A 25,452-nucleotide genomic window follows, 5' to 3' on the forward strand; every position below is an offset into this window, starting at 1 on the left:
CTTAAGCAACAACAAGGATGCTCTCCCCCACCGTGGCCACCTACTCCCTGGTAATTCGCCGCCTGTTGATCTGCTCGGTGACCATCGTGGTCAGCCGTTCCATGACCAGCCCACTGCTGGCCCTCTGGCTGAGTACCCGTCTGGGCCTCAACCAGCAGGACATCGGCCTGCTGATGGGCGTTGCCGTGTTTATCGCCACGTTGCTCGGTCTGTACGGCGGCTACGTCATCGACCGCCTGGAAAAGCGCAAGCTGCTGATCCTGGCCATGCTCTCCAGTTCCATCGGTTTTCTGTTGCTGACGTTTGCCAGCAACCTCTACCTCACCACGCTGACCCTGGTGATCACTGAAGCCGCGTCGGCGCTGTTCCTGATCGGTTCCAAGGCGATCATCAGCGAAAACCTCGCGGTGGGTGAGCGCGCCAAAGTGTTTTCCCTGCGCTACACCCTGACCAACGTCGGCTATGCCACCGGCCCCATGGTCGGCGTGGTGATCGCCGGCCAACTGCCCTGGGCGCCGTTCCTGATCGCCAGCGCGATTGCTTTTGGCAGCCTGTTCCTGATGGTCGGCATTGCCCCGACCGCACGGGATACCCGTCATAAACCGCAAAGCTTTCTGCGCACCCTGCAGACCTTGCGCAGCGACCGCACGCTGATCCTCTTCACCAGCGGCAGTTTGTTGAGCACCATTGTCCACGGGCGCTACACCCTGTATCTGTCGCAGTTTCTACTGGTTGCCTACAAGCCCGCAGCCGCCTTGAAGATTCTGTCCGCCGTGCTGGCCTGCAACGCCATCACGGTGATTTTGCTGCAGTACCAGATTGGCCGTTTTCTCAAACGCGAGCAGTTACGCCACTGGATTGCGCTGGGCACCTTGCTGTTTATTCTCGGGTTGATGGGGTTCAGCCTGGCCGACAGCCTGGTCAGTTGGTGCCTGGCGATGTTCGTATTCACCTTGGGCGAGATGATTATCTACCCCGCAGAGTTCCTGTTTATCGACACCATCGCCCCCGATGCACTGCGGGGCAGCTACTACGGCGCGCAGAACCTGGCGGCGTTTGGCGGAGCGATGAGCCCGGTGATGTGTGGGTACCTGCTGATCAATGCGACGCCGGCCAGCATGTTTTATGCCCTGGCGGCATTGACCGCAGCCGGCGGAACCCTGTGTTTCCTGAGTGGGCGACGGGTTGCAAGTTCTTGCTGATATTTGCGCAGGTTCTCGCTATTAATAGCCAAACCTCTCACGGACCCGAGCCCCATGAAATTCGATACGGCCTACAGCCTGAGTCTCGATGACAAGCTGTCAATCTATGACGTACGAGACCTGAATTTCGACGAAACCGCCGATTTCGATTCCGACACAGACCACTTTCTGTGCCCCAACGATGTCTGCCGCGCGGCGTTCGATACCGGCAATACCCTGAGTACGTTCAACGCAAAGAACCTCAACTACAAGCGCACGCCGCACTTCAAGAACAAGACCGGCACCCGGCATATCGAAGGTTGCCGCTACGCCAGCGCGCACCGGAACGCGACCGGAGAAAGCGATGACGATCGCGAGGAAAACTTCCCGTCGGAGTTTGTGCTGACACGGCGCCAATACGAACGTAAGAGCCACCTGACAGGCACCGAGAACGTCGCCCTGCAAGAATCAACGAAGACCCCTTCAAATCGCGTCGCCACATCCCACGGCCACAACGACACCACCCCGGACAAAACCAGCGTATTCGCCCACCCGGTGGAGTGCTACGTGTCAAATATCGATGACAAGGACAAGCTCAAATCAATGCCGTTGAAAATCGGCGAGCACACGGCGACGTACTGGACGTTCTTCAAAAAAATCGAATACCTGCAGGACAACAAGGGCCTGATCTACTGGGGCAGGATCAAGGCCATCAAGGACTACACCAGCAGCTTTCGCATCGACTTCGAAAAGAAGGTATGGCTCGACAAAAAGCCCTACGCCGTCAACGTCTACCTGAGCAAAAAGCTCATCGAGCACTATCGCAAGCGCACGGCATTTCTGGAGCAGATCAAGGCCGCAGCAGCCAGCGAACAAGCGCTGTATTGCTTTTTCTATGGCGTCACGCCGCAGCTCAAGCACGTGCCGAGCAAGAAGAACCCCGAGCAGACGTTCGGGGTATTCAGTGCCAATATTGAAAACCTGGATCACCTGATCATTCGCGAGGCGCCCGGCGTGGAGTAGGCGCAAGCTGGAACGCCAGCCATTGCCCTGAGTTGATGAGCGGTAGGAACAACTGTATAAAAACACAGTATAGTTGTGCCTCCCCTGTCGAACCTGGAGAAATCCCCATGTCCTCTCTGGCAATGAGCTCTTTCGTAGAACAGCAGATCGTCCTTCATCAATTCACCGCCAAACACAGCGCCCAGGCCCGTGTCATGTTGGGCTGGAGCCGCGAAGAACTGGCCCGCCAGGCTGGCGTGGCGGTGCAGGCCGTTCAACAACTGGAGAGCCATGGCGATGTCGAGGATGAAACTCGACTGGCCCTGGCGTTTTGCCTGGAGGCCCAAGGGCTGGTGTTTTTCCCGGGGTTTGCACCCGGATGGGGAATGAGCAAACGCCGGTTCGACGTCGTATCGGCCGAGCCTGCCACACCTGGCATTATCTCCCGGTTGCTGGGCTCACCCACTGCATCAATTGAGTCAACAACGCCTCAACCGAATGGCGTGTAGAGTCCAGCCGGATCACCGGGCAACTCAGTGGTTTCAACCAGCTTTCATGCCGACGCAAACTGCGCAGGCTGTGGTTGCCGTCGTCGTAACGCGCGGCCCAGTCAAGAAATGCCGCGCTGTTTGCATGGCGGCTGCCGCCTTCGAGTATCTGGTCGCCGTAGCGCTGCTGTTCTCGCACGCGCAGGCGATGCAGGCGGACGTCGGGGTCCAGGCGCAGAAAGACCACGTGGGTGAACAGCGGGATCATGGTATCCCCCCATCCGCATAGCGAGCCGGATAACACCCAACCTTCATGGCGTGCGGTGTGTTCCTGCAGCAGGCGGATGCGCTCACCTTTGGGTCGGGCAGCAGAGAACGGCTCCGGGGTTTGCTGCCAGTAATAGAAGTCCGAGTCGAAAAAGGCCACATTCAGGCAGTCGGCCAACGCCTTGCCCAAGGTGGACGTACCGGCGCCTGCAGCGCCAAGGATGTGAATTCTACAGGCCATGGTTTTCTCTCCATGACATTGAGTTCAAGCCACGCCGACATCGGGCCAGCAGTGGCGCAGCCCTATGCATTATTTGTCGATTGGCCGCACAGGAACAACCTCTGCCGTATGCCATCGGGCAGAGGTTGGATCACATTCAGACGTTGCCTGCAGGTACCTCAGCGGCGCTATCTGCCGCTACGGGTGCCGGCGTAAACGGAGTGCCGGGAAGGAATGCCGGTTCTTTGATCGCCTGTGTGGCTTGCTCATAAACGTAGGCAGCCGACAGTAATGTCGCCTCGCTGTTGGCCGCCCCGTAAAGGTAAAGTGCAGTTGGCATACCTTCGTCATCCATGCCGGACGGAACGGACATTCCGGGGTAGCCTGCCGCTGCGGTGAAAAAATAATTGTTCGAGAGGAAATTCGACACCATGGCGTCGAGCTTGTGCTCTTTCATCGGATCATCGATGGTTTTCTGAAAAAGAGGGAGGACGCTCTCCCACAGCTCATCGCGCTGGTCCTGAGTCGTTTCCAGGCCATTGATAATCTCAAGCAGCTTGTGATCAGGCTCACCCGGTTGCTGGGTACGCTGATTGAATGCAATCAGATCGCTAATCGATTTGACCGGCAAGCCTTCGCGTCCGGCGAGATACTCTTCCAAGTGATGCTTGACGTCTGAAAACAACGCTTCGTTGTAATCGCTGTAGGTTTGCTCTTCGACGCCCTCCTCGAGGGTGCCGACGGGCACCAGGATCGCACCTTGAGACCGCAGCACCTCAAGCGCCTCTGCGTAATGCTTGCTGTCGGCGCGCTTCGCGGGGTCCTTTGCATCCTCTTCGGACAATTCAGGCACCGGCGTGTAGCCGATGCGCTTGCCCTTCAACGCATCGGAGCGCAGGCCTTCGGTGTACACACGGGTCTCGGCCATGGCGTTGAGCGCTTCTGCCGCGTCGCAGACATTGCGGGTGAATGTGCCAATCGTATCCATGCGTGAACTGGTCATGACACCTTCATTGCTCAGCAAGCCTACGGAGGTTTTCAAGCCAAACACGCCGTTATAAGCCGCTGGCGTAATGACCGATCCGCTGGTTTCCACCCCCAACGCCAGCGGGACATGCCCCTGGGCAACTGCCACGGCGGAGCCTGAACTCGACCCTGCTACCACCCCGCCCAGGCGATGTGGGTTCAGCGTTTGGCCGCCTCGCGAACTCCAGCCATCCACGGGCATTTCAGAGCGGAAGTTGGCCAGTTCGCTCATGTTGGTTTTACCGACAACCACCACCCCCGCCCCCAGCAAGTTGTCCACAACCTTGGCATTTTTAGTCGCCGCCTTTCCCACCAAAGCCCTGGAACCACCGCTTGTTTGCATACGGTCCCTGGTTTCGAACACGTCCTTGAGGGCAATGGGAACGCCGTGCAAATACCCGCGCACATGGCCTCTTTTACGTTCCAGATCGCGAGCCCTGGCGTCGTTGAGGGCATCCGGGTTGGTTTCTACAAACGCGTTACCGCCCTGCAGGCCACGGTCAATATTAGCGATTTGTCTGAATGAGTCCTTCACCAGCGACTCTGAGGTGACCCCGCCCTGGCTGGCCATCTCCCCTGCCATTTGACAGGCGCCTTTGAAGCCCTGCGGCGGATTTGAAAGTTCTTGCAACAGGCCTGACGCCCACCCACCTGCCGAAACGGGTCCGATCATGAAATACCCCTGTAAGTGACTGAATGAGGGTTATCTTGCGATAACCCGACAGCAGTCTAAGAGGTCATTCCGGCAGCGCTGTACAGGCTAATCCTACCGCCCGGTATGATCATTCCATAGCCGCTGTAGGTACGCGGGGTGATATCAACTGAGCATAAGTTCGCAGCACAACCCTCACCCGCTCACTTGCCCAGCGAGCACCATAAAACCAGAGCCTGGCCCCGTCTTCCAGTGCCTGGCAACCACTGGGGTAGCCGCTTCTGCAGGCGGCATGAAACGCCTGGCTTTGCTCGTCTGATATCAAGGCATCCAGACGATGGCGGGTCGCAAGCTCATCAATGGCCGTGCCGGATTCAAGCGGGTCGCTCGTACACTGCGCGTCCACTGCCACCAACTGCACGCCCGCTTGGCGCAGGATGACGAACGCTCGCTGCAGGGTCGCACTGTGGTCGGCAGGTTCGATATGACCACCGCGTACATAGCGGCTGGCATAACCGATACGCCACCCCTCCAGTACCAGGGATGCACGCGAAGCACTGTTGTTTTGCACCAGGGGGACTTCAACCATCACAGGCTCAGTGGGGTCGACACCACTGATGGCGATCAGTGATAAGGCCGGGTCGCGCGGGGGTTTGATCATGGGCGCCAAAGCGTTGTAGCCGGGTATGAGCACCGCGCCCTCAGCGCGTGCGGCACCGAAGACGATAGCACCGGGGTTGGCGTTATCGGTACGCGCCGCCGTGGTGCTGGAAGAGCCAGGATCAACGCTCCCCTGCTCAACGGCGTGCGACGCCGCCGAGAAGCAGGGTATGCCCAATCGCCATAGTTTCTTGCAATCGTCGCTCATGACAACGTCTCCCCGAAATTAAATTTCCGAGGGATCATCGCACTCCCTTCCGACGTTTGTCGCAGCGTTGAAACACCCTGAAAATACCTTTTTCCACACGCTCGTCAATTAGCCCGCAGCGTGTTCTTTTGCATCATGACGCTCTACTTCCAGCCACCACGCATGCCCTCGCTCGGGCTGGCTGAGCCTGAAAGCCTGGCCCATGGCCGGGGTAGTGATCGACACATTGCGTTCCCAGGCCAGCGCCATGATGCGGTCGAACGGCTCGTGCCAGGCGTGGAACGCCAGGTCGAACGTACCGTTGTGAATCGGTAGCAGCCAACGGCCCTTGAGGTCGATATGCGCCTGCAATGTCTGCTCCGGCTGCATATGCACGTGAGGCCAGTCGACGTTGTAGGCCCCGGTCTCCATGAGGGTCAGGTCAAACGGTCCGTATTGCTCGCCGATCCGCTTGAAACCGTCGAAATACCCCGTGTCGCCGCTGAAAAAAATCCGCCGCGCGTCATCGATCATCACCCAGGAACACCACAGGGTCTGGTTGCCATCAAACAGGCCACGCCCGGAAAAATGCTGCGCCGGCGTGGCAACAAAACGAATGCCATCGACCTCGGTGCCCTGCCACCAGTCCAGTTGCCGCACTTTGTCGGCATCCACACCCCATTTGACCAGCGTGTCTCCCACGCCCAAAGGCGCCAGGAAGTAGCGCGTCTTGTCGGCCAGTTGCACGACCGCCGCGCGGTCAAGGTGGTCGTAGTGATTGTGGGACAGGATCACCGCCTCCAACGGCGGCAACTCTTCAAGGCTGATAGGCGGCTGGTGGAAACGCTTGGGGCCGGCCCAACTGAACGGCGAAGCGCGCTCGGCGAATACCGGGTCAGTGATCCAGAACTTACCGCGCATTTTCAGCAACACGGTTGAATGGCCCAGGCGGAACACACTGTGGTCAGGGGCTGCCATCAGGTGTTCGCGGGTCAGGCGCTGTACCGGGATATTGCCCACAGGCCGTGTAGTACGCGGTTTGTTGAACAACATGTTCCAAAAGATACGCAAGGTCTTGCCAAAGCCACCGTGCGGCACCGGCGCATCGTTATGAAAATGCCCCTGCTCCCGCTCGGCAGGCTTGCGCGCAGTGGGTGCGGGATCGAGACGGGTTGAAAGGGTGCCCATTACACAGTGACTCCTACGTCTGCTTATGAATTACACTGCACAGTGTAGTTTCTACATTGCAACAAAATCCTGAACAAGTAAACTACCGAGTGTAACTTCATCTTCGAGCCGAACGCCCTCCATGAATGCCTCCCCACGCCTCACCGACCGTAAACGCGAAGCTATCGTGACGGCGGCCATTGCCGAATTTCGCGCCAATGGCTTCGAGGTCACCAGCATGGACAAGATCGCCGCCACTGCCGGGGTTTCCAAGCGTACGGTGTACAACCACTTCCCCAGTAAAGAAGAGCTGTTTGCCGAAATCATGCACAAATTGTGGGCCAGCAGCGCCGCGCAACTGGATGTGGCCTACAGCCGCGACCAACCCTTGCGCGATCAATTGCGCCAGTTGCTGGAAGCGAAAATGAAGATGATGTCGGATACCAACTTCCTCGACCTGGCGCGCGTGGCCATTGCGGCCACCATTCATTCGCCGGCACGTGCCCAGGACATGGTCAACCGCCTGAGCGCCCGTGAAGAAGGCTTTACCCTGTGGATACGCGCCGCCCAGGAAGACGGCCGGCTGAGTGGCGACGACCCGGCGTTCGCCGCCCACCAGGTACAAAGCCTGCTCAAGGCCTTCGCATTCTGGCCGCAGATTACCCTTGGCCAACCTACCCTCGATGCAGCGTCCCAGGCCCATGTGATCGAATCGGCAATCGATCTGTTCCTGGCAGGTTATGAGGTCAATGCTCACCGCTGACGGTACGCCGTCCGGCCTGAGTCGTCTTACAACGCTTCGTCTGAATTTTATTCCGCCAGCCTGCCGCGATAGCATAATGCCGCCATTGGTCGCATGGTCATGAAATACGCCCCCAAAGCGGCGAACTTCTCGGCCGGCCGATCACTCTGAACCCGTTGTTCCACCCCTCTGTCAGCACAAGGAAGCTGGCAATGAGCAAGTCAACCGTGAGGCCCAGATGCCCTACGGGGTCAGGCGCATCAACATGGAATCCTCATACGCATGCCTGCTCGAGCTTCCGACCATGCTATTCAATGCTTACAAAAAAACCATCACCGCCTTGCAACACACCAATGCCCAACAAGCCAGCCTGCTGGACGCGATCGAGCGCTCCATGGCGGTCATCGAATTCGACACGCAGGGCACGGTGCTGCGCGCCAATGACAATTTCCTCAAGACCATGGGCTATCGCGCCGAACAGATCCTGGGCCAACCCCACCGCCTGTTCTGCACACCGGCGTTCGCCCGCAGCGCAGAGTACAACCAGCTGTGGACGCATCTACGCAACGGCCAATTCGAGTCGGGCACCGTTGAGCGAGTGGGCGCCAATGGCCAATCGGTGTGGCTGGAAGCCAGTTACAACCCGGTAAAGGATGAAACCGGCCGCGTGATCAAAGTGGTGAAATACGCGATGGACGTCACCCCACGCCTGCAGGCCGAAAGTGAAGCCAACGCCAAGCTGCAGGCCATCGACCGCGCCATGGCGATGATCGAGTTCAACCTCGATGGCACCATCATCACCGCCAATGCGAACTTCCTGCAGCGCATGGGCTACAGCCTCGCGCAGATCCAGGGCAAGCATCACCGCCTGTTCTGCACACCAGAGCTGGCCGGCAGCGCCGCCTACAGCGAATTCTGGAAACGTCTGAACCAGGGTGAACTGTTCAACGGCCAGTTCGAGCGCGTGGACAAACACGGCAACACGCTGTGGCTCGAAGCCAACTACAACCCGGTGTACGACGCCAGCGGGCGTCTGTGCAAGGTGGTGAAGTTTGCGTCGGACGTCACCGCCCGTGTGCAACAGCATGCCGCTGACGCGCAAAGCGCTGCGCAGGCGTATCACCTGTCGCTCAATACCCAGGACATGGCCGAAAAAGGCGCCGACGTGATTCAGAAAACCGCCACCGGCATGCGCGAAATCGCCGTGGATATTGACGCTTCCTCGCAACTGATCGCCAAGCTGGGCGAGCGCTCGCAACAGATCACCACCATCGTCAACACCATTCGCGGGATCGCCGACCAGACCAACCTGCTGGCCCTCAACGCCGCCATCGAAGCCGCCCGTGCGGGCGAGCAAGGCCGTGGCTTTGCCGTGGTCGCCGATGAGGTCCGCCAATTGGCGGCGCGTACCAGCGGCTCCACAATGGAAATTTCCGGCATGATCGCCATGATCCAGGACGAAACCCGCCAGGCCATCGACAGCATGGACGCCACCCGCGACCGTGCGGCCCAGGGCGTGGAGCTGGCCAACCAGGCCGGTACGGTGATCCTGCAGATTCGTGAAGGCACCAGCGAGGCCGTGCAGGCGGTGAGCGCGTTCGCCAACGAGCGGGGCAATCGCTGACGGCTTCTTCATGTGCCTGGCCGGGAGGCTCGGTCTATAGTGCGTAAGCCTTACGCCCTCGACTCGAGCCTGCCATGACCTCAGATAAACCCGACCCGATCCCTGTCGACCACCTGCGCTTCCATCGCCACCACGCTCACCTGGCGCCGACCTTTGGCAACGATACCTTTGCCCTCAAGGCCGAAGCCTTCGCGCGCTTCTTTGGCACCCCAACGTTCCTTGGCGCGCAAACCGCCATTGTGGTGCTGTGGGTGGTGCTGAACGCGACCGGCATCACCCACTTCGACGTCTACCCCTTCATCCTGCTCAACCTGGCCTTCAGTCTGCAATCGGCGTATGCCGCGCCGCTGATCCTGCTGGCCCAGACGCGCCAGGCGGCGCGCGACAAAGCCCAGTCCGACGCCGACGCGCAGCACCGCGAAGCCCTGGCCACCGCCAATACCGCACGCCAGGCCCAGGCGGAACAGACCACCCAACAGCTGCTGGAACTGTTGGAGCAGAACACGCGGTTGACGCAAATGACCAAACAGCTGACCGAGCGTATCGAAACCCTGACCAGTGAAATGCATGAGCACTTTGTGCGCAAAACCTAACGGCGCAGCCAGCGCACGTGTCGTCCCAGCTCATCAAACAGCGTCACCACCGAACGCAACGCCCGGCAATCAGGGCGCGTCAACAGCCACAGCGCCGTGTCATGTCCTGCCAAAGCGGGGCCCAGCCGTTGCAAGCCATCGTCGATCAGGAAATCCGGCAACGCCGCCACCCCAAGCCCGGCGCGTACCAATTCCGTCACCGACTGCATGCTGTTGCAGCGATAACCGGGACGCACGCCCGGCAGATGCTCACGGCGCCAGGCCACGGTGGGGTGGTCGGGCAAGAAGTCATCCGGCGCGATCCAGGTCAGGTCGGCGAGTTCATGGCCTGTATGCCGACGGGCATAGTCGGCACTGGCGCACACCTGATACGTCACCGTGCCCAGGCAACGTCCGACAAGATGCTCCGGCGGGTTCCTGGTCAGGCGCAGCGCGATATCCGCATCGCGGCGGCTGAGGTTGGCGAAATCGTTGGAGGTGCTCAGCTCCAGGATCAACGCGGGATAGTCCGCCATGAAGCTGGCCAGGGCGGGTAGCAGCAGACCTTGCAGCACCGAGTCGGAACAGGTCAGGCGCACCGTGCCGCTGATCACTTCACCGCCCTGCTCCACACCGATGCGTGCAGCCTCCAGGGCAAGCTCTGCGCGCTCGGCCTGTTGCGCCAAGTGGTTGGCCAAACTGGTGGGCAGATAGCCGGCGCGGCTTTTTTCAAACAGCGGTTGGCCCAGGGCTGCCTCCAGGCGCCGTACCGCGCGGAACACCGTGGACACATCCACGCGCAGCAACCCCGCCGCCCGCGCCAGCGTGCCGCCACGCACCAGAGCGAGGACCAGCGACAGGTCGTTATAGTCGAGCTGATAGTGCGTGGCTGCATTGACCATGTGGGAAAACGCCAATATCGATTGCGTGAGCGCCAATCTATAGTGCCCACCAGGACACCACAAGCCATGGGATGCACACGATGAACGACACCCCGCTGCACCTCGCTCTGATCGGCGATTACAACCCCGACGTGATTGCGCACCAGGCCATCCCGGTAGCGCTGCAACAAGCGGCCCAAGCCCTGAAGCTTGACATCAACCTGCACTGGCTCGGCACCGACACCCTCACCTCCACGGCATCGCTGCACGGGTTTGACGGCTTCTGGTGCGTGCCTGCCAGTCCTTACCGCGATACCGACGGCGCGCTGCGAGCCATCCGCTTTGCCCGCGAACAGCGGCGACCTTTCCTCGGCACCTGCGGTGGTTTTCAGCACGTGGTACTCGAATATGCCCGCAACGTGCTGGGATGGGCGAATGCCGAACACGGCGAGTTGGTACCGGACGCCGAACGCGCGGTCATTACGCCATTGAGCTGTGCGCTGGTGGAAGCCAGCGACACCGTGCGCCTGCTAGCCAATACGCGTATCGCCCAAGCCTACGGCAGCCTGGATATCCACGAAGGTTATCGTTGCAGCTACGGTATCAATCCGCAGTTCGCTCACGCACTGCTCGACGGGGCGTTGATCCCCGGCGGCCATGACGCGGCTGGCGAGCTTCGCGCGATAGAGCTGCTGGGCCATCCATTTTTCGTCGCCACCCTGTTCCAGCCCGAACGCGCCGCCCTCAAAGGCACCACGCCGCCGCTGGCGATAGCCCTGCTCAAGGCGTGCCGGGAGGCCTCGGCATGATCGCCAAGACACCGACGCCACCTTACTACGCGGTGATTTTCACCTCACTGCGCACCGAGGGCGACCAGGGCTACGGTCAGGCCGCCACGCGCATGCTGGAACTGGCGCGTGAACAGCCGGGATTCCTCGGCGTGGAGTCGGCGCGGGAAGAGGGTTTGGGCATCACCGTGTCCTACTGGAGCAGCGAAGCGGCGATCCTGGCCTGGAAACAGCAGGCCGAGCATCGACAGGTGCGGGAGCAAGGGCGTTCCCTCTGGTACACCGCGTTTCAAACTCGCGTATGCAAAGTAGAACGCGACTACGCATTCCCGACGTGAGCCCCAGGCCCGCTCCCCCAGGTTGACCTGCACACAGGTGCAGGTCTAGCTGACCAGGCTACGCAACGCACTGATCTGCGGAATCTCGACCCGGCGCATATACACCCGCAACGGTTCGCTGATGTTGAGCCGGTCGTCGATATTCTGCTCCAGCAGTAACTGAATGCGCGCGCGTGACAGGATCATGCTGTGGTCGGCAGCCGGGACCCAGACGAACTCGGCGGTGGGAATGATGCCGTCATCGGCCACGTCCATGCCGAAGGCATCTTCGCTGAAACGCACGATGTACTGGCCAGTCTTGCGATTCAGGCCAACAAAACCGTGGAGTTGGTCGGCGGCCTGGCAGATAAGCTCGGAAGTGATGCGCATGGTAAACCTCACTGAAAAGTCCCACAGGGACTGGAAAGATGGTTTACACGCGTGGCAAAAAATACCGCCCTCTGACGGGGCAGTTGCGGCCAAGAGTACTGCAATACATCACAGAAAAACCCTAAAAGTTGGTCCGCGCGCAGGTTAATGTCGGTTTGGTGATAGCGCCTTTCGCAATCAATTGTTAAAAAGGACGCCTTCTCAAAGTTACCTCCACGAAAGGACTTCCCATATGCCTGTCACGTTAACCAACGGCCTGGTGCGCACCACGATAGGGAGTGCCGTGCTGCTGGCGCTGATGCTCGGCCTTGCTCCCGCACAGGCTGCCGACCCGATCAGCCCGGCTGAATTGGCGACAAACGAAGGCATCCCCTACCCTGCGGTGATCGCCCACCGTGGCGCGTCCTATGACGCCCCCGAGTCCACCGCCGCCGCTTACAAGGTCGCGCGCGACCTGGGCGCCGACTACCTGGAACTGGACCTGCAGCGCAGCAAGGACGGCGTATTGTTCGCCCTGCACGACAACAACCTGCAGCGCACCACCGACGTGGCGACCAAGTTCCCCGAGCGCAAAGACGCACCGGCCAACGAATTCACCTGGAAAGAACTGCAAAGCCTGGACGCCGGCAGCTGGTTCAACGCCGCCTACCCGGACCGTGCACGCCCGGGTTTCGTCGGCCTGAAAATCCAGAGCCTGGATGACATCATCAAGATCGCCGAAGGCAATCCGCAACATAAGCCGGGCCTGTACATCGAGACCAAGGAGCCCAAGCAATTCCCAGGCATCGAAGCCGACCTGAAAAACAAGTTGCTCGACAAGGGCTGGTTGAGCTCCGCCGGCTCCAAGCTGGGCAAGAGCAACACCGGCGTCGGCCAGGGCAAGGGCCGTGTGGTGCTGCAAACCTTTGAGGTGGCCAGCCTGAAAGAACTGCAAAAAGAAATGCCCAACACGCCGAAGATCCTGCTGTTGTGGGTCGGTGAAGGCAGTATCGAACCCAAGTCCAAGGTGACGTTCGCCGAATCCGGCGAGGCGACCAAAGCCGCCTATTACGCCAAGCAGGAACCGAAAGACGCGGCCGAATTCGAAAAATGGGTCGACCAGGCCAAAAGCCTCGGCGCCATCGGCACCGGCCCTTCGGCAGAGCTGACCGACCATGGCGACCAGAGCTACACCGACCTGGTCAAGCCTGAGATGAACAAGCTGACCCACGACAAGGGCCTGTTGGTGCACGTTTACACCGTCGACGAGCCGGTCGACTTCGACAAGGTGATGAAGGCCGGCGTCGATGGCATCTTCACCAACCGTGCCGCCGAACTGTTGAAGTTCTACAAGCGCTGGCCGTCGTCCAGCGTGCAGGACCTGTTGAGCGATCATAAATACTGAGGCGTTGGTGTCAGTGAGCCATTAAGGATGAGTTAAGTTGCGCCGGTTAATCTGGCGCCACTTAAACAGCTCAACCAGAAGGACACACACCATGAAAACCCTGACCGCTTTGTTCGCCGCCACTGCCCTGACACTGACTGCGGGCCTGGCCCAGGCGGATATTCGTCCGGACCAGATTGAAGGCCTGCTCAAGTCCGGTGCCGTGATGCCATTCGAAAAACTGAACGCTGCGGCCGTGGCCAAACACGCTGGCGCAACGATCAACGACACCGAGTTGGACCACAACAACAGCGGCGTACTGGTCTATGAAGTTGACCTGACCGACACCGCCGGCAAGAACTACGAAGTGAAGCTCGACGCCAAGACCGGCGCTGTGCTGGAAGACAAACTCGATACCTGAGTTCAATCCAAAAAAAACGCGCCACCTTCGGGTGGCGCTTTTTTTGCCCTGCCAAAGATCAAATTCGCCCTACACCATGCAAGGTCGTTAAACTCAGCGACATCGACCGAGCACTACGCTGCCGTCATCGCCAATATGAGAACGTCCATGGGGCAGAAAACCGCCGACATCGCCACCATCGGCCGAATCAGTGCCGTGCCCGCGATGCTTCGCGTCATCAGTGACATGACCGGCCTGCGCTTTGTCGCCGTCGCCCGAGTGACCGACAACACCTGGACCGCCTGCGCCGTGCTCGACCAACTGGCCTTCGGCCTGGACGTGGGGGGCGAACTGGACCTGACCACCACCATTTGCCATGAAATCCGCGGCTCCCATGTGTCCGTGGTGATCGACAATGCCAGTGAAGACCCGCTGTACCGGACACATCACACCCCACTGATGTACAGGTTCGAAAGCTACATCTCAGTCCCCGTGTTCCGTACCAACGGCAGTTTTTTCGGCACCATCTGCGCCCTCGATCCGAACCCCGCGCAGCTGCGCAGCAGCACCATCCAGTCCACCATGGAATCGTTCGCACGGGTCTTATCGCTGCAAATCGAAGCCGAGGAAAACCAGCAGAGCACCGAAGACACCCTGCGCGAAGAACGCAACACGGCGCAGCTGCGCGAACAATTCATCGCGGTACTGGGTCACGATCTGCGCAACCCGCTGTTCGCCATCAACGTTGGCGCCGAACGCCTGCTGCGTAAGCACCCCCACCCTGCTACGGACGACATCGTGCGCCATATCCTGGCCAGCGGGCGCCGTGCAGCGCAGTTGGTAGAAGATGTTCTGGATTTTGCGCGCGGGCGGCTGGGCGGCGGTATTCCATTGCAGTTGGGCAACTGCGAAGACTTGCAAACCGCCCTGCAGCAGGTGGTGGCGGAATTGCAGATTGTGCATCCCGAGCGTGACATCCGTGCGCAGATCGGAATGGTCGAAGGCATCAGGGGTGACCGTGACCGATTGGCACAATTGCTGTCTAATCTGGTGGCCAATGCTGTCAGCCACGGTGCCCCTGACGGTCCCATCGAAGTGAGTGCGACAGTTGAACAGGCGCACTTCGAACTGGTGGTGAAAAACGCCGGGCAGATCAACCGGCAGGCGCTGCCGAGGCTGTTTGAACCCTACGCACGCCCCGCCACCGAAGGCCCGCAGGCCGGCCTTGGCCTGGGACTGTATATCGTCAAACAGATTGCCGACGCCCATGGCGGCGAACTGAGCGTTTGCAGCAGTGAACTGCAGGGCACGGTGTTCACCTTCCGCCTGCCAGTGGCGTGAGCCAGCATCCAGTCGCGCCACCCTGAACAACGCCCGCGCCTGGGTAAGCCGTCATAAAAACGTCAGATTTGTCTGTAATGATGGGCCACGCGACCTGTGAAATGTCCTACAGGCTTTTTCTGTGCGAGCCCCCATGAACCACAGCATTGACCACGCCCACCAGGATCCCGACCTGTTTGGCCTGCTTTACGGTTTCCGCTTTCTGCCCGGCGAAAAAGGCCAGCAGATTGATTCCGCTACCGCCCTGCAATGCCTGCAACAACCCGGTGACCCGCAGGAATTTCTCTGGCTGCACCTGAACCTGGCCCATGCCGCCTGTGAACGCTGGATGCAAGCGCACTTGGAACTGCCCGAGGAGTTCTTCGAAGCGCTGCACGAAGGTTCGCGCTCCACGCGCATCGAGCATGTCGATTCGGCCCTGCTGGCGGTAGTCAACGATGTGGTGTTCAACTTCAGCAGCATGGTTTCCTCGGATATATCCACCTTGTGGGTGTGTGCGCGCAGTCGCCTGCTGATCAGTGCGCGCCTGCAACCGCTGCACTCGGTGGATAAGTTGCGCTCGTCGGTGAAGGCCGGTGAACGTTTTCGCTCGCCGCTGGAGTTGCTGGTGCATTTGCTGCGCGACCAGGGCGAAGTGCTGACCCAGATCGTGCGCAAGACCAGCCTCAGCGTCGATCATATCGAAGACCAGTTGCTGTCCTCGCGCCTGTCCACCAACCGCGCCGAACTCGGTGCCGCGCGCCGCGTGCTGGTGCGCTTGCAACGCCTGCTGGCGCTGGAACCGGGTTCGCTGTTGCGCCTGCTCAACCGGCCGCCGCAATGGCTGCAAAAGGAAGACGTGAAGGAGTTGCGCAAATCCACCGAAGAGTTTGCGCTGATCATCAACGACCTGACGGCCCTGGGCGAACGCATCAAGCTGTTGCAGGAAGAGATCGCCGCCAACCTCAACGAGCAGAGCAACCGCACGCTGTTCACCCTCACGGTGGTGACGGTGCTGGCGCTGCCGATCAATATCATCGCCGGCTTTTTCGGCATGAATGTGGGTGGGGTGCCGCTGTCCCAGGACCCGGAAGGCTTTTGGATATTGGTCGCGCTGGTGGCGACCTTCACCCTGATTGCCGGGCGCTGGGCATTCAGAAAGCGTAAGGATTTAATGAACTGAAAGGCCCTCCCCCACCTGAACACTGACCTGCCGCAGCATCTCTGTAACAATTTGCAATGATCATGAACGCCATCCTCCTCACACTGGATGCTCCGGCATGGCCACCCCTTCCCTGACAGCCTCACCCTCCGCCCCCAAACCGCGCCTGGACACCAAGCCCGGCCTGGTCACGGTGATCATGTTCTTCGCCGTGCTCGCCATGGGCCTGCTGTTCACCGCTTACAGCCTGATGCACGACATGCACGAAATGGGCGCCCAGCTCACCACCTGGACGCCGTTCCTGTTGCTCGGCGTGGCGCTGCTGATCGCCCTGGGCTTTGAGTTCGTCAACGGCTTTCACGACACCGCCAATGCGGTGGCCACGGTGATCTACACCAACTCGCTGCCGCCGCATTTCGCGGTGGTGTGGTCGGGCTTTTTCAATTTTCTCGGCGTGCTGCTGTCCAGCGGCGCGGTGGCGTTCGGCATCATTGCCCTGCTGCCGGTGGAGTTGATTCTGCAGGTGGGCTCTTCGGCCGGCTTCGCCATGATCTTCGCCCTGCTGATCGCCGCGATCCTGTGGAACCTCGGCACCTGGTGGCTGGGTTTGCCGGCGTCGTCGTCCCACACGCTGATCGGCTCGATCATTGGTGTCGGCGTGGCGAATGCGTTGATGCATGGCCGCGATGGCACCAGTGGCGTGGATTGGAGCCAGGCGGCCAAGATCGGTTACGCGCTGCTGTTGTCGCCGCTGATCGGCTTTGCGTTTGCCGCCTTGCTGTTGCTGGCGCTGCGCGCCTTCGTGAAGAACCGCGCGCTGTACAAAGCGCCCAAGGGCGACACCCCGCCGCCGTGGTGGATTCGCGGCATGCTGATCGTCACGTGCACCGGTGTGTCGTTCGCCCACGGCTCCAACGATGGGCAAAAAGGCATGGGCCTGATCATGCTGATTCTGGTGGGCACGTTGCCGATGGCCTACGCGCTGAACCGCACCATGCCGGCCGATCAGTCACTGCAATTTGCAGCGGTGGCGGAAGTCACCCAGGCCGCATTGGTGAAATCCGCACCGCAGCCGGCTCCCGGCGATTCACGAGCAACCTTATCCACTTACGTGCGCACCAAAGAAGCCACCCCGGAACTGGTGCCCGCCCTTGCCGCCATCACCGGGCACATCGGCGCCGAAGTCAAAGGCTATGGCTCCCTTGCCGCGGTACCGGCTGAAGCGGTGGGCAACGTGCGTAACGACATGTACCTGACCAGCGAAACCATTCGCCTGATGGACAAGGGCAAGGTCGGCAATTTCGACGCCGACACCCAGGGCAAGCTGCAACTGTTCAAGCAACAGATCGACAGCGCCACGCGCTTTATCCCGCTGTGGGTCAAGATCGCAGTGGCCATCGCCCTGGGGCTTGGCACCATGGTCGGCTGGAAGCGCATCGTGGTGACGGTGGGCGAGAAGATCGGCAAGACCCACCTGACGTACGCCCAGGGCGCCTCGGCCGAGACCGTGGCGATGCTGACCATTGGCGCGGCGGACATGTTCGGTTTGCCGGTATCGACCACCCATGTGTTGTCATCGGGCGTGGCCGGGACCATGGTGGCCAACGGCGGCGGCCTGCAGATGCGCACCATCCGCAATTTGCTGATGGCCTGGGTACTGACGTTGCCGGCGGCGATTGTGTTGTCGGGCAGCCTTTACTGGCTGTTCACCCAACTGTTCTGACCCACCCTCAATCGAATGTAGGAGCGAGCTTGCTCGCGAAAAACTTACAAGCACCGCGCTCATTCAGAAAGCACGCGTTATCGTTGACGTTTTTCGCGAGCAAGAGCTAGGCGCCCCCCTCGCTCCTACAGAAAGCGTGATAGGGCAAGCTCTTTCCCACATTGTTGGCGGCGCAAGTTAAAGATGGGCTTGCAGGGTGGCCGCCAACCACTCCATGAACACCCGCACGCGCAACGGCAAATGCCGCTGGCCGGCGTAAAGCAATGACACGTCCAAAGGCGGTGCCGGGTAATCGGCCAGCACCGCGACCAATTCGCCACTGGCCAGCAAGTCGCGAATGCCCAGCCGGGGCACTTGGATAATGCCAAAGCCGCCCAGGCACGCCGCCTGGTACGCATCGGTGCTGTTGACGGTCACCCGCCCGGCCATTGGCAGCCGCAGCACCTTGTTGCCTTGCACGTACTCGAACCCCGCCGAGCGTGCGCCCAGCGGCCGCACGTAATGCACCAACTGATGATGTTGCAGGTCAGCCAGGGTGCGCGGAATGCCGTGGCGCTGCACGTACCCCGCGCTCACACAATTGACCATCGGCATGCTGCACACCCGCCGCGCCACCACGCTCTGATCGGGCTGGGCGCCCACGCGCACGACGCAGTCGAAGCCTTCGGCAATCAGGTCGACCTGGCGATCCGAGCTGCCGATTTGCATCTCGATCAGGGGGTGGCGCTCCATGAACGGGGGCAAGTTGGGCACGATCAGCGTGCGCGCTATCACGTTGGGCATGTCCACCCGTATGCGCCCGGCCAACTGGGTTTCGTCCTGTCGAAACAAACCCTCCAGTTCCTCCATGTGCGCCAGCAAATCCTTGCTGCGCTCATACAACACCTGGCCGTCCTGGGTGGCCTGCACCTTGCGCGTGGTGCGTTGCAACAGGCGTGCACCGAGCAGTTCTTCGAGGGTGCGCACCTGTTCGGACACGGTGGAGCGCGGCAAGCCAAGGCTTTCACCGGCCTGGGTAAAGCTCGACAGCTCGGTCACGCGCACAAACGTGCGCAGCAGCTCAAGTTTATTCATGGGATTGTTCGCCCTGTCCGACCAGTGATTCCGGTACGGCACTGTTTATCACGTTATGGGCGGACAAATACACTCAGTCCCACCATCACCCAAGAGGACTGCACCATGACCCCACGTAAAATCGCACTGATCACCGGCGCCAGCCGCGGCCTGGGCAAAAGCGCTGCACTGCACCTTGCCGCCCAGGGTGTGGATATCCTCGGCACTTACCACAGCAGGGCCGATGAGGCGCAGGCGTTAGTGACGCAAATCGAACAACTGGGCGGCCGCGCGGCGATGTTGCAACTGGATGTGAGCCAGAGCGCGACGTTTGCAGGCTTTGCCGATCAAGTGACTGACGCGCTCAAGGATGTGTTCGCACAGGATCAGTTTGATTTTCTGGTCAACAACGCCGGTATCGGTATTCACGCAAGCTTTGCCGAAACCACCGAAGCCCAGTTCGACCAACTGGTCGCTATCCAATTCAAGGGGCCGTTTTTTCTGACCCAGAAGCTGTTGCCGTTGATTCGCGACGGTGGGCGCATTCTCAATGTGTCCAGCGGCCTGGCGCGCTTCAGCCTGCCGGGCTACGCGGCCTACGCGGCGATGAAGGGCGCGATGGAAGTGCTGACCCGCTACCAGGCCAAGGAGCTCGGCGCGCGTGGCATCAGCGTGAATATCCTCGCCCCTGGCGCGATTGAAACCGACTTCGGCGGCGGAGCGGTACGCGATAACGCCAACCTCAATGCCATGGTCGCCAACAACACCGCCCTGGGCCGCGCCGGTTTGCCCGACGATATTGGCGGGGCCGTCGCGCTGCTGCTGGCCGATGGCGGCCAATGGATCACCGGCCAGCGGATCGAGGCCTCGGGCGGCATGTTTCTGTAAGCGCCTGGCGACTACAGGGCGATTGGCGTTTTGCGGGTGACTCGTTCCCGAATCACGTCATACGCCCAGTGGTACACATAGGTGTACGGCAGGAAGAACAGCAGCACGCCAATGTCGAGGATGAACGCCTCCAACAGGCTGGTCTTCATCAATGCGGCAATCAACGGCACCGCCAGCAGGATCAACCCGCCTTCGAACAGCAGCGCGTGCAACACTCGCGTGCGGCCACCGTTGGACAGGTGCAGGCGCACTTTAAGGCGGTCGAACAGGCTGTTGAACATGACGTTCCAGCTCAGCGCCAGCAAGCTGACGCCCAAGGTCACCGTGCCCATTTCCAAGGCCGGTCGACCGGTCACCCAGACCAGCAAAGGTGTACAGATCAATAAGGCCAAACCTTCAAACCCCAAGGCCTGGAAAACACGTTCAGTAATCGACTTGGTAGGGTGCATGACCCGGCTCCGTGAGTGACGATGGTTGCCATGATCACGTCCCAGGCCGATACTTCATAACCAATAACCATCGATCAAGGCGATAGTCATGGCCTCCCATGAAGTGCTCCAGGCGTTTGTCCAGGCCGCCACCCAGGGTTCGTTTTCCGCCGCGGCCCGCAAGCTGGGCAAGAGCCAGTCCACCATCAGCGCAGCGGTGGCCAGCCTGGAAATCGACCTGGATGTGGTGTTGTTCGATCGCGGCAGCCGCAAGCCGACGCTGACCCCGGCCGGCCAGGTGTTGTTGCAGCGTGCCGAACAGGTGCTGGAAGCCAGCAGCCGGCTGGAACTGGCGGCCAGTCAATTGGCCCGGGGGCTGGAGCCGAAGCTGAGTATCGCCATGTCAGATACCTACCAGTCCGACCGTTTCGAAGTCGCTCTCAGCGCTTTTGAACAACGCTACCCGGACCTTGAGTTGGAATGCCTGATCGCCGAATGCGAAGACCTGATTGCCCTGGTGCAAAGTGGCCGGGCGCACATCGCGTTTATCGAGCAGCAGCAGGTCTACCCCCCGGACCTCAGTTGCTCGACGATTGAGGACAGCACCGAGATCGCCCTATTCGTCTCGCCCAGACACCCGCTGGCGAGCCAGGCCGGTCTTGATCCGCATACCCTGCAAGCACATCGGGAACTGCGCCTGGCAAGCGTCATCAACCCTGACGAAAACCGTGGCGCCCAACGCGTGTGGTCGGCACCGAGCTACCTGATGCTGATGGAGATGGCGCAACTGGGCTTTGGCTGGGCCCCCATACCGCGCTGGTTGGTGGAGCGCTTCGGCGACAACCGGCTGGTCGAGCTCAAGGTGCGCGGTTGGCCACGCTCGGTGGCGGTGGATGCGCTGTGGTCGCGACAACAACCGCCGGGCCCGGCGGGGAGTTGGTTGTTGGCAAAAATGCTCGAGTGAGCCATGAGGACCGGCGTATGCAAGGGGCACGAGCGCTATAAGCGGATGAGGTAGAATTCCCGCCCCTTCGTAGGAATTTTGGATATGCCGCCCATGCAAAACCGCCTCGCCCCCTACGAAACGCTGAACGTTCTGCAAAAACAGCAACTGGACGGCCTGACGGTGCACCCCGAGCAACTGGCGTACTCCGGTGATATCTATTGCGCCCTGAACAGCCTGCTGGTCAATCCCAACCCCGACAGCGTCAAAGGCTTCGCCCTGCTCGCGGGCGACGTGCCCGTGGCGTTCCTGCTGCTCAAACGCCCACCGTGCCTGCCCCATTGGGCAGATGAACACAGCGCCACCTTGCATGCATTGCAGGTGGATCGGCATCAGCAAGGGCGCGGCTACGGCAAAATCTGTCTGCAGATGCTGCCTGCAGCGGCGCTACAGGCATGGCCGCAGATCAAGGCGCTGGAATTGTCGGTGGATGCGGACAATGTGGCGGCGATGGGGTTGTATCTGGGGGCTGGTTGGGTGGACAGCGGTGAGGCATACAAAGGGCGGGTCGGGTATGAGCGCAGGCTGAGCTGGGAGTTTGCAAGGTGAGTGGCGATCCAACCCGAAGATCCCTCGACTTGTCTACTGTGATAGTTGCCAGCTGCGCATGAGGGCCCACCCGTTGTTCAATAGGACTCCATCGTCGTCGCGTTGAGCGGTTATCAAGCAGGTATGGAAACCTCTACCCCCTCAAGGAGCAGACTCATGAGCATTCCAGCCAGACGCTCGAACATCGATGCCAATTCCGCAGGCAGCAAGGATCTGAGCTTCGGTAATACCCTTCCTAAAACAGGCGAGAGCTTTTTTTCGCAGATCACCGGCATTTCTGCATTACGAGACGATGGTTCAATTATCACGGCAGGCATTTGCTATTTTGAAAACCTGCCCTACATCGCCGTGTTCATCCATAACGCCGACGGTGAGCTCGACCCCGAGCATTCACCCATGTTTATTCCAACCACTGGTTTCGCCAGACTATTCAACCTGATCATCCAACCGGACGGTAAGCCCCTGCTTCTCTTCTCTTTGGGCGACGCTGCAATAGCGATGGTGGCCCGGTTCAATAAGGATGGAACCCTGGATACCGAGTTTGGTGTTGAAGGTACAAGCTCGCTCAATATCCGAATCCACGCCGGTCTGCTGCCCAGAAGTGGCCTTGCCGTCAGGCACGATGGGGCCATCCTGGTCGCTCACACCAGTACGCAAGAAAGCTATATCCATGAATTGAATAGCAACGGCACGGCGACCAACTTTGGAAAACCAGGGCCTGTCAAACTGGATGGAACGGCCGCCACGTCCTTGATAATCAGCTCCACGGGATTCGTAGTAGGCGGTGACAGGGCAGGCCAAGCCATGCTTCTGGGCTATGACGCAAGTGGTGAGCCTGATGTCGAATTTGGTGAAAGAGGCGAGAAAACCCTGGGGCAAAACCTCACTGTCTCGGCTCTGGCTCTCGGCCCTCAAGGCTCTATTGGGGTCGTAGGGGCGAGTCGCTTCCCCCCCGATGAGCAGAATTTCATCACGAAACTCCAGCCCAATGGCTCATTCAGCCAGGAATTCAACAACGGCTCCCCGAAGGTCACCGATGACAATAATACGGGTGCTTACACAAGTCTGATATTTCAAGACGATGGAAAAATGGTTGCCCTGGCCAGGGACTACGCAAGGGGCAGCTACGTCAATCTGGTCAGGCATACGCTGGGCGGATACTGGGACACCCTGTTCGGTATCGGCGGCGTCGCCGAGGCCTATAGAGTCCCGCAAGGCCGTCCCCTGACCGCCTTCGTGGACAAGCTTGAATGGGTTTCGGGCCACGGCAAGCTGCAGATTTCCGGCGATGTGTCCGGGGGATCGTTCATTGGGCGCGTGCTGAGTGTGTAGAGCCCGTCTCACTGCCCGACCAGGCACTGACAGGGGCCACTCCATCGGCCCCTGTTCCGATCAGACCTTTTGCCCAACCGGCAACCAGATCTCCACCGTCCCGGTGCCCTTCCTCGCATCAAAATCCGCGCTATAGCGCTCGAAATCCGCCCCCATCACCTTGTAGCCCGAGTGCGGCAGCCACTCGAACATGATGCGCTCGTAGGTTTGCTCAAGCGCCTGCACCGCCCCGTGATGAGGGAACACGGCATAGTTCAGTGGTGGAATTTCAATGAACTGGAAATTGCCCGGTACATCGCTTTTGGTAGGGACTTCAACACCGGCCATGTAGTCGAATTCGCCATGCCTGGGATTATGGCAAACCCCGTAGGTCACGCCGCCGACACGCTTTTTGATGTCCTTGATACAGCTGTCGAACAATTCCCGTAGCCGCGGAATGTCCCCCACGGTGGCTTTCGAATAACGCCCCTGGACGCCTGCGATCACCAGGGCCTTGCCGGCTTCCATGCGTGGTTCCAACGGTTGTCTTGTCTGCTGATCCATACGAACAGTCTCCTTCTTATGAGGGAACAAACCCGCAACGAGTATAGGGGCATATCCGCGCCGTACTCCATGCAGAAATTTTTCCTACGCATATGGACAACTTGCCATCATCGACCGTATTGTCTGCCCCGCAGGCCACCGCAGTGGCCGACGTCGCTCGGACGGTTCCGGGCGCTTACGTACCTCGAGGCAACAATGGCAGACCAAGGTTCGCCGCGCCGCTTTGCGCGCATAGATCGACTCCCCCCTTACGTGTTCAATATCACTGCCGAGCTGAAGATGGCTGCGCGTCGGCGCGGCGAAGACATCATCGACTTGAGCATGGGTAACCCCGACGGCGCCACGCCACCGCACATCGTCGAGAAAATGGTCACCGTCGCCCAGCGCGAAGACACCCACGGCTACTCCACCTCCAAAGGCATTCCGCGCCTGCGCCGGGCGATTTCGCGCTGGTACAAGGACCGTTATGAAGTGGATATCGACCCCGAAACCGAGGCCATCGTCACCATCGGTTCCAAGGAAGGCCTCGCGCACTTGATGCTGGCCACCCTCGACCAGGGCGACACCGTACTGGTGCCGAACCCGAGCTACCCGATTCACATCTACGGTGCCGTGATTGCCGGCGCCCAGGTGCGCTCGGTGCCGCTGGTGCCCGGCGTGGACTTCTTCGCCGAACTGGAGCGGGCGATTCGCGGTTCGATCCCCAAGCCGAAGATGATGATCCTGGGCTTTCCGTCCAACCCGACCGCGCAGTGCGTGGAGTTGGACTTCTTCGAGCGCGTGATCGCCCTGGCCAAGCAGTACGACGTACTGGTGGTGCACGACCTAGCCTACGCCGACATCGTCTACGACGGCTGGAAAGCGCCATCGATCATGCAGGTGCCGGGCGCCAAGGACATTGCGGTGGAGTTTTTCACCCTGTCCAAGAGCTACAACATGGCGGGCTGGCGCATTGGCTTCATGGTGGGCAACCCGGAACTGGTCAACGCCCTGGCGCGGATCAAGAGTTACCACGACTACGGCACCTTCACCCCGCTGCAGGTGGCGGCAATTGCGGCGCTGGAAGGCGATCAACAGTGCGTGAAAGACATCGCCGAGCAGTATCGCCAGCGCCGTAATGTGTTGGTCAAGGGCCTGCATGAGCTGGGTTGGATGGTGGAAAATCCGAAGGCATCAATGTATGTCTGGGCCAAAATTCCCGAGCAATATGCCGCCATGGGTTCGCTGGAATTCGCCAAGAAGCTGCTGCTGGAAGCCAAGGTGTGTGTGTCGCCGGGGATCGGGTTTGGCGAGTATGGGGATGATCACGTGCGCTTTGCGCTGATCGAAAACCAGGACCGGATTCGCCAGGCGGTGCGAGGGATTCGCGGGATGTTCAGGGCCGATGGAATAGCACCGAAAGCCAGCGTCTGACTCGGTCAACATGTGGGAGGGGGCTTGCCCCCGATGGCAGTGGTTCAGTCACCAGATACAGTGACTGACACTCCGCTATCGGGGGCAAGCCCCCTCCCACATTTGACTGGG

General features: G+C 60.2%; 27 protein-coding genes. 18 read left to right on the forward strand and 9 right to left on the reverse strand.

Annotated features, from left to right (window positions below; translation table 11 throughout):
- The first annotated feature begins 32 nt into the window (after window positions 1-32).
- The 3 genes from J1G34_RS15835 (at window position 33) to J1G34_RS15845 (ending at window position 2,692) form a co-directional block, all read left to right on the forward strand.
- Window positions 33-1,202 (forward strand): MFS transporter, encoded by a 1,170-nt coding sequence (locus tag J1G34_RS15835; protein WP_065896455.1) that lies wholly within the window; start codon window positions 33-35, stop codon window positions 1,200-1,202.
- A gap of 54 nt (window positions 1,203-1,256) precedes the next feature.
- Window positions 1,257-2,204: a hypothetical protein gene (locus J1G34_RS15840; protein ID WP_222994317.1), complete on the forward strand. Its 948-nt coding sequence runs from the start codon at window positions 1,257-1,259 to the stop codon at window positions 2,202-2,204.
- Window positions 2,205-2,311: 107 nt separating this feature from the next.
- Window positions 2,312-2,692 carry a helix-turn-helix domain-containing protein gene (locus tag J1G34_RS15845; RefSeq protein ID WP_083203185.1) on the forward strand — a complete coding sequence of 127 codons (381 nt, stop codon included), beginning with the start codon at window positions 2,312-2,314 and terminating at the stop codon, window positions 2,690-2,692.
- Here J1G34_RS15845 and J1G34_RS15850 read toward each other — a convergent pair.
- From J1G34_RS15850 to J1G34_RS15865, 4 genes are all read right to left on the reverse strand, one after another.
- Window positions 2,622-3,179, reverse strand: a complete 558-nt coding sequence (locus J1G34_RS15850; protein ID WP_065895001.1) for an AAA family ATPase — start codon at window positions 3,177-3,179, stop codon at window positions 2,622-2,624. The two genes, J1G34_RS15845 and J1G34_RS15850, sit on opposite strands and share 71 nt — an antisense overlap.
- 136 nt (window positions 3,180-3,315) lie before the next feature.
- On the reverse strand, window positions 3,316-4,767 hold the full coding sequence (locus J1G34_RS15855) for an amidase family protein (protein WP_122462628.1): 1,452 nt from the start codon (window positions 4,765-4,767) through the stop codon (window positions 3,316-3,318).
- Between the two features lie 199 nt (window positions 4,768-4,966).
- Window positions 4,967-5,704, reverse strand: a complete 738-nt coding sequence (locus J1G34_RS15860; RefSeq protein ID WP_177430137.1) for a hypothetical protein — start codon at window positions 5,702-5,704, stop codon at window positions 4,967-4,969.
- Window positions 5,705-5,812: 108 nt separating this feature from the next.
- On the reverse strand, window positions 5,813-6,871 hold the full coding sequence (locus J1G34_RS15865; protein WP_065896442.1) for an MBL fold metallo-hydrolase: 1,059 nt from the start codon (window positions 6,869-6,871) through the stop codon (window positions 5,813-5,815).
- Window positions 6,872-6,992: 121 nt separating this feature from the next.
- Here J1G34_RS15865 and J1G34_RS15870 point away from each other — a divergent pair, with 121 nt between their 5' ends.
- From J1G34_RS15870 to J1G34_RS15880, 3 genes are all read left to right on the forward strand, one after another.
- Window positions 6,993-7,613 carry a TetR/AcrR family transcriptional regulator gene (locus J1G34_RS15870; RefSeq protein ID WP_065936215.1) on the forward strand — a complete coding sequence of 207 codons (621 nt, stop codon included), beginning with the start codon at window positions 6,993-6,995 and terminating at the stop codon, window positions 7,611-7,613.
- Window positions 7,614-7,896: 283 nt separating this feature from the next.
- A complete protein-coding gene (locus J1G34_RS15875) occupies window positions 7,897-9,216 on the forward strand; it encodes a methyl-accepting chemotaxis protein (protein WP_065895139.1) in 1,320 nt (439 codons plus the stop codon).
- 74 nt (window positions 9,217-9,290) lie between these two features.
- Window positions 9,291-9,809, forward strand: coding sequence for a DUF1003 domain-containing protein (locus tag J1G34_RS15880; RefSeq protein ID WP_065895005.1), 519 nt, complete (start codon window positions 9,291-9,293; stop codon window positions 9,807-9,809).
- Here J1G34_RS15880 and J1G34_RS15885 read toward each other — a convergent pair.
- On the reverse strand, window positions 9,806-10,690 hold the full coding sequence (locus tag J1G34_RS15885; protein WP_222994318.1) for a LysR family transcriptional regulator: 885 nt from the start codon (window positions 10,688-10,690) through the stop codon (window positions 9,806-9,808). The two genes, J1G34_RS15880 and J1G34_RS15885, sit on opposite strands and share 4 nt — an antisense overlap.
- A gap of 80 nt (window positions 10,691-10,770) precedes the next feature.
- Here J1G34_RS15885 and J1G34_RS15890 point away from each other — a divergent pair, with 80 nt between their 5' ends.
- Both J1G34_RS15890 and J1G34_RS15895 read left to right on the forward strand, forming a co-directional pair.
- Window positions 10,771-11,478: a CTP synthase C-terminal region-related (seleno)protein gene (locus J1G34_RS15890; protein WP_222994319.1), complete on the forward strand. Its 708-nt coding sequence runs from the start codon at window positions 10,771-10,773 to the stop codon at window positions 11,476-11,478.
- On the forward strand, window positions 11,475-11,795 hold the full coding sequence (locus J1G34_RS15895) for an antibiotic biosynthesis monooxygenase family protein (protein ID WP_122462613.1): 321 nt from the start codon (window positions 11,475-11,477) through the stop codon (window positions 11,793-11,795). Before J1G34_RS15890 ends, J1G34_RS15895 begins: the two co-directional genes overlap by 4 nt.
- A 45-nt stretch (window positions 11,796-11,840) precedes the next feature.
- On the opposite strand, the gene J1G34_RS15900 is transcribed toward J1G34_RS15895, so the two are convergent.
- Window positions 11,841-12,164: a DUF2025 family protein gene (locus J1G34_RS15900; protein WP_065895009.1), complete on the reverse strand. Its 324-nt coding sequence runs from the start codon at window positions 12,162-12,164 to the stop codon at window positions 11,841-11,843.
- A 232-nt stretch (window positions 12,165-12,396) separates the two neighbouring features.
- Here J1G34_RS15900 and J1G34_RS15905 point away from each other — a divergent pair, with 232 nt between their 5' ends.
- The 5 genes from J1G34_RS15905 (at window position 12,397) to J1G34_RS15925 (ending at window position 18,132) form a co-directional block, all read left to right on the forward strand.
- Entirely contained in the window at window positions 12,397-13,548 is a 1,152-nt protein-coding gene (locus J1G34_RS15905) for a glycerophosphodiester phosphodiesterase family protein (protein WP_065887746.1), read from the forward strand.
- 91 nt (window positions 13,549-13,639) lie between these two features.
- Window positions 13,640-13,948, forward strand: coding sequence for a PepSY domain-containing protein (locus J1G34_RS15910; RefSeq protein ID WP_065887745.1), 309 nt, complete (start codon window positions 13,640-13,642; stop codon window positions 13,946-13,948).
- A gap of 147 nt (window positions 13,949-14,095) precedes the next feature.
- Window positions 14,096-15,268 (forward strand): sensor histidine kinase, encoded by a 1,173-nt coding sequence (locus J1G34_RS15915; protein WP_222994320.1) that lies wholly within the window; start codon window positions 14,096-14,098, stop codon window positions 15,266-15,268.
- A 133-nt stretch (window positions 15,269-15,401) separates the two neighbouring features.
- Complete coding sequence (locus J1G34_RS15920) at window positions 15,402-16,430, forward strand: transporter (RefSeq protein WP_065887744.1); 1,029 nt, start codon at window positions 15,402-15,404, stop codon at window positions 16,428-16,430.
- Between the two features lie 97 nt (window positions 16,431-16,527).
- On the forward strand, window positions 16,528-18,132 hold the full coding sequence (locus tag J1G34_RS15925; RefSeq protein WP_065895012.1) for an inorganic phosphate transporter: 1,605 nt from the start codon (window positions 16,528-16,530) through the stop codon (window positions 18,130-18,132).
- 177 nt (window positions 18,133-18,309) lie between these two features.
- Here J1G34_RS15925 and J1G34_RS15930 read toward each other — a convergent pair whose 3' ends face one another.
- Window positions 18,310-19,206, reverse strand: a complete 897-nt coding sequence (locus tag J1G34_RS15930; protein WP_222994321.1) for a LysR family transcriptional regulator — start codon at window positions 19,204-19,206, stop codon at window positions 18,310-18,312.
- 105 nt (window positions 19,207-19,311) lie between these two features.
- Between J1G34_RS15930 and J1G34_RS15935 the strand changes: the two genes are divergently transcribed.
- On the forward strand, window positions 19,312-20,073 hold the full coding sequence (locus J1G34_RS15935) for an SDR family NAD(P)-dependent oxidoreductase (protein WP_065895014.1): 762 nt from the start codon (window positions 19,312-19,314) through the stop codon (window positions 20,071-20,073).
- Between the two features lie 11 nt (window positions 20,074-20,084).
- On the opposite strand, the gene J1G34_RS15940 is transcribed toward J1G34_RS15935, so the two are convergent.
- The gene (locus J1G34_RS15940; protein ID WP_065936222.1) at window positions 20,085-20,522 is read right to left on the reverse strand and encodes a multidrug/biocide efflux PACE transporter; all 438 of its coding nucleotides are present in this window, start codon (window positions 20,520-20,522) and stop codon (window positions 20,085-20,087) included.
- Between the two features lie 88 nt (window positions 20,523-20,610).
- Between J1G34_RS15940 and J1G34_RS15945 the strand changes: the two genes are divergently transcribed.
- From J1G34_RS15945 to J1G34_RS15955, 3 genes are all read left to right on the forward strand, one after another.
- A complete protein-coding gene (locus J1G34_RS15945; protein ID WP_130138334.1) occupies window positions 20,611-21,465 on the forward strand; it encodes a LysR family transcriptional regulator in 855 nt (284 codons plus the stop codon).
- A 93-nt stretch (window positions 21,466-21,558) separates the two neighbouring features.
- Complete coding sequence (locus J1G34_RS15950; RefSeq protein ID WP_222994332.1) at window positions 21,559-22,053, forward strand: GNAT family N-acetyltransferase; 495 nt, start codon at window positions 21,559-21,561, stop codon at window positions 22,051-22,053.
- Window positions 22,054-22,209: 156 nt separating this feature from the next.
- On the forward strand, window positions 22,210-23,385 hold the full coding sequence (locus J1G34_RS15955; RefSeq protein ID WP_065896433.1) for an NHL repeat-containing protein: 1,176 nt from the start codon (window positions 22,210-22,212) through the stop codon (window positions 23,383-23,385).
- A 60-nt stretch (window positions 23,386-23,445) separates the two neighbouring features.
- Here J1G34_RS15955 and J1G34_RS15960 read toward each other — a convergent pair whose 3' ends face one another.
- Entirely contained in the window at window positions 23,446-23,928 is a 483-nt protein-coding gene (locus tag J1G34_RS15960) for a GyrI-like domain-containing protein (protein ID WP_065895019.1), read from the reverse strand.
- Window positions 23,929-24,123: 195 nt separating this feature from the next.
- Here J1G34_RS15960 and alaC point away from each other — a divergent pair, with 195 nt between their 5' ends.
- Window positions 24,124-25,341 (forward strand): alanine transaminase, encoded by a 1,218-nt coding sequence (gene alaC / locus J1G34_RS15965; protein WP_065895020.1) that lies wholly within the window; start codon window positions 24,124-24,126, stop codon window positions 25,339-25,341.
- The last annotated feature ends 111 nt before the right edge of the window (window positions 25,342-25,452 follow it).

The sequence above is a fragment of the Pseudomonas sp. Wu6 genome (assembly GCF_019891515.1).
Lineage (GTDB): Bacteria > Pseudomonadota > Gammaproteobacteria > Pseudomonadales > Pseudomonadaceae > Aquipseudomonas > Aquipseudomonas orientalis_A.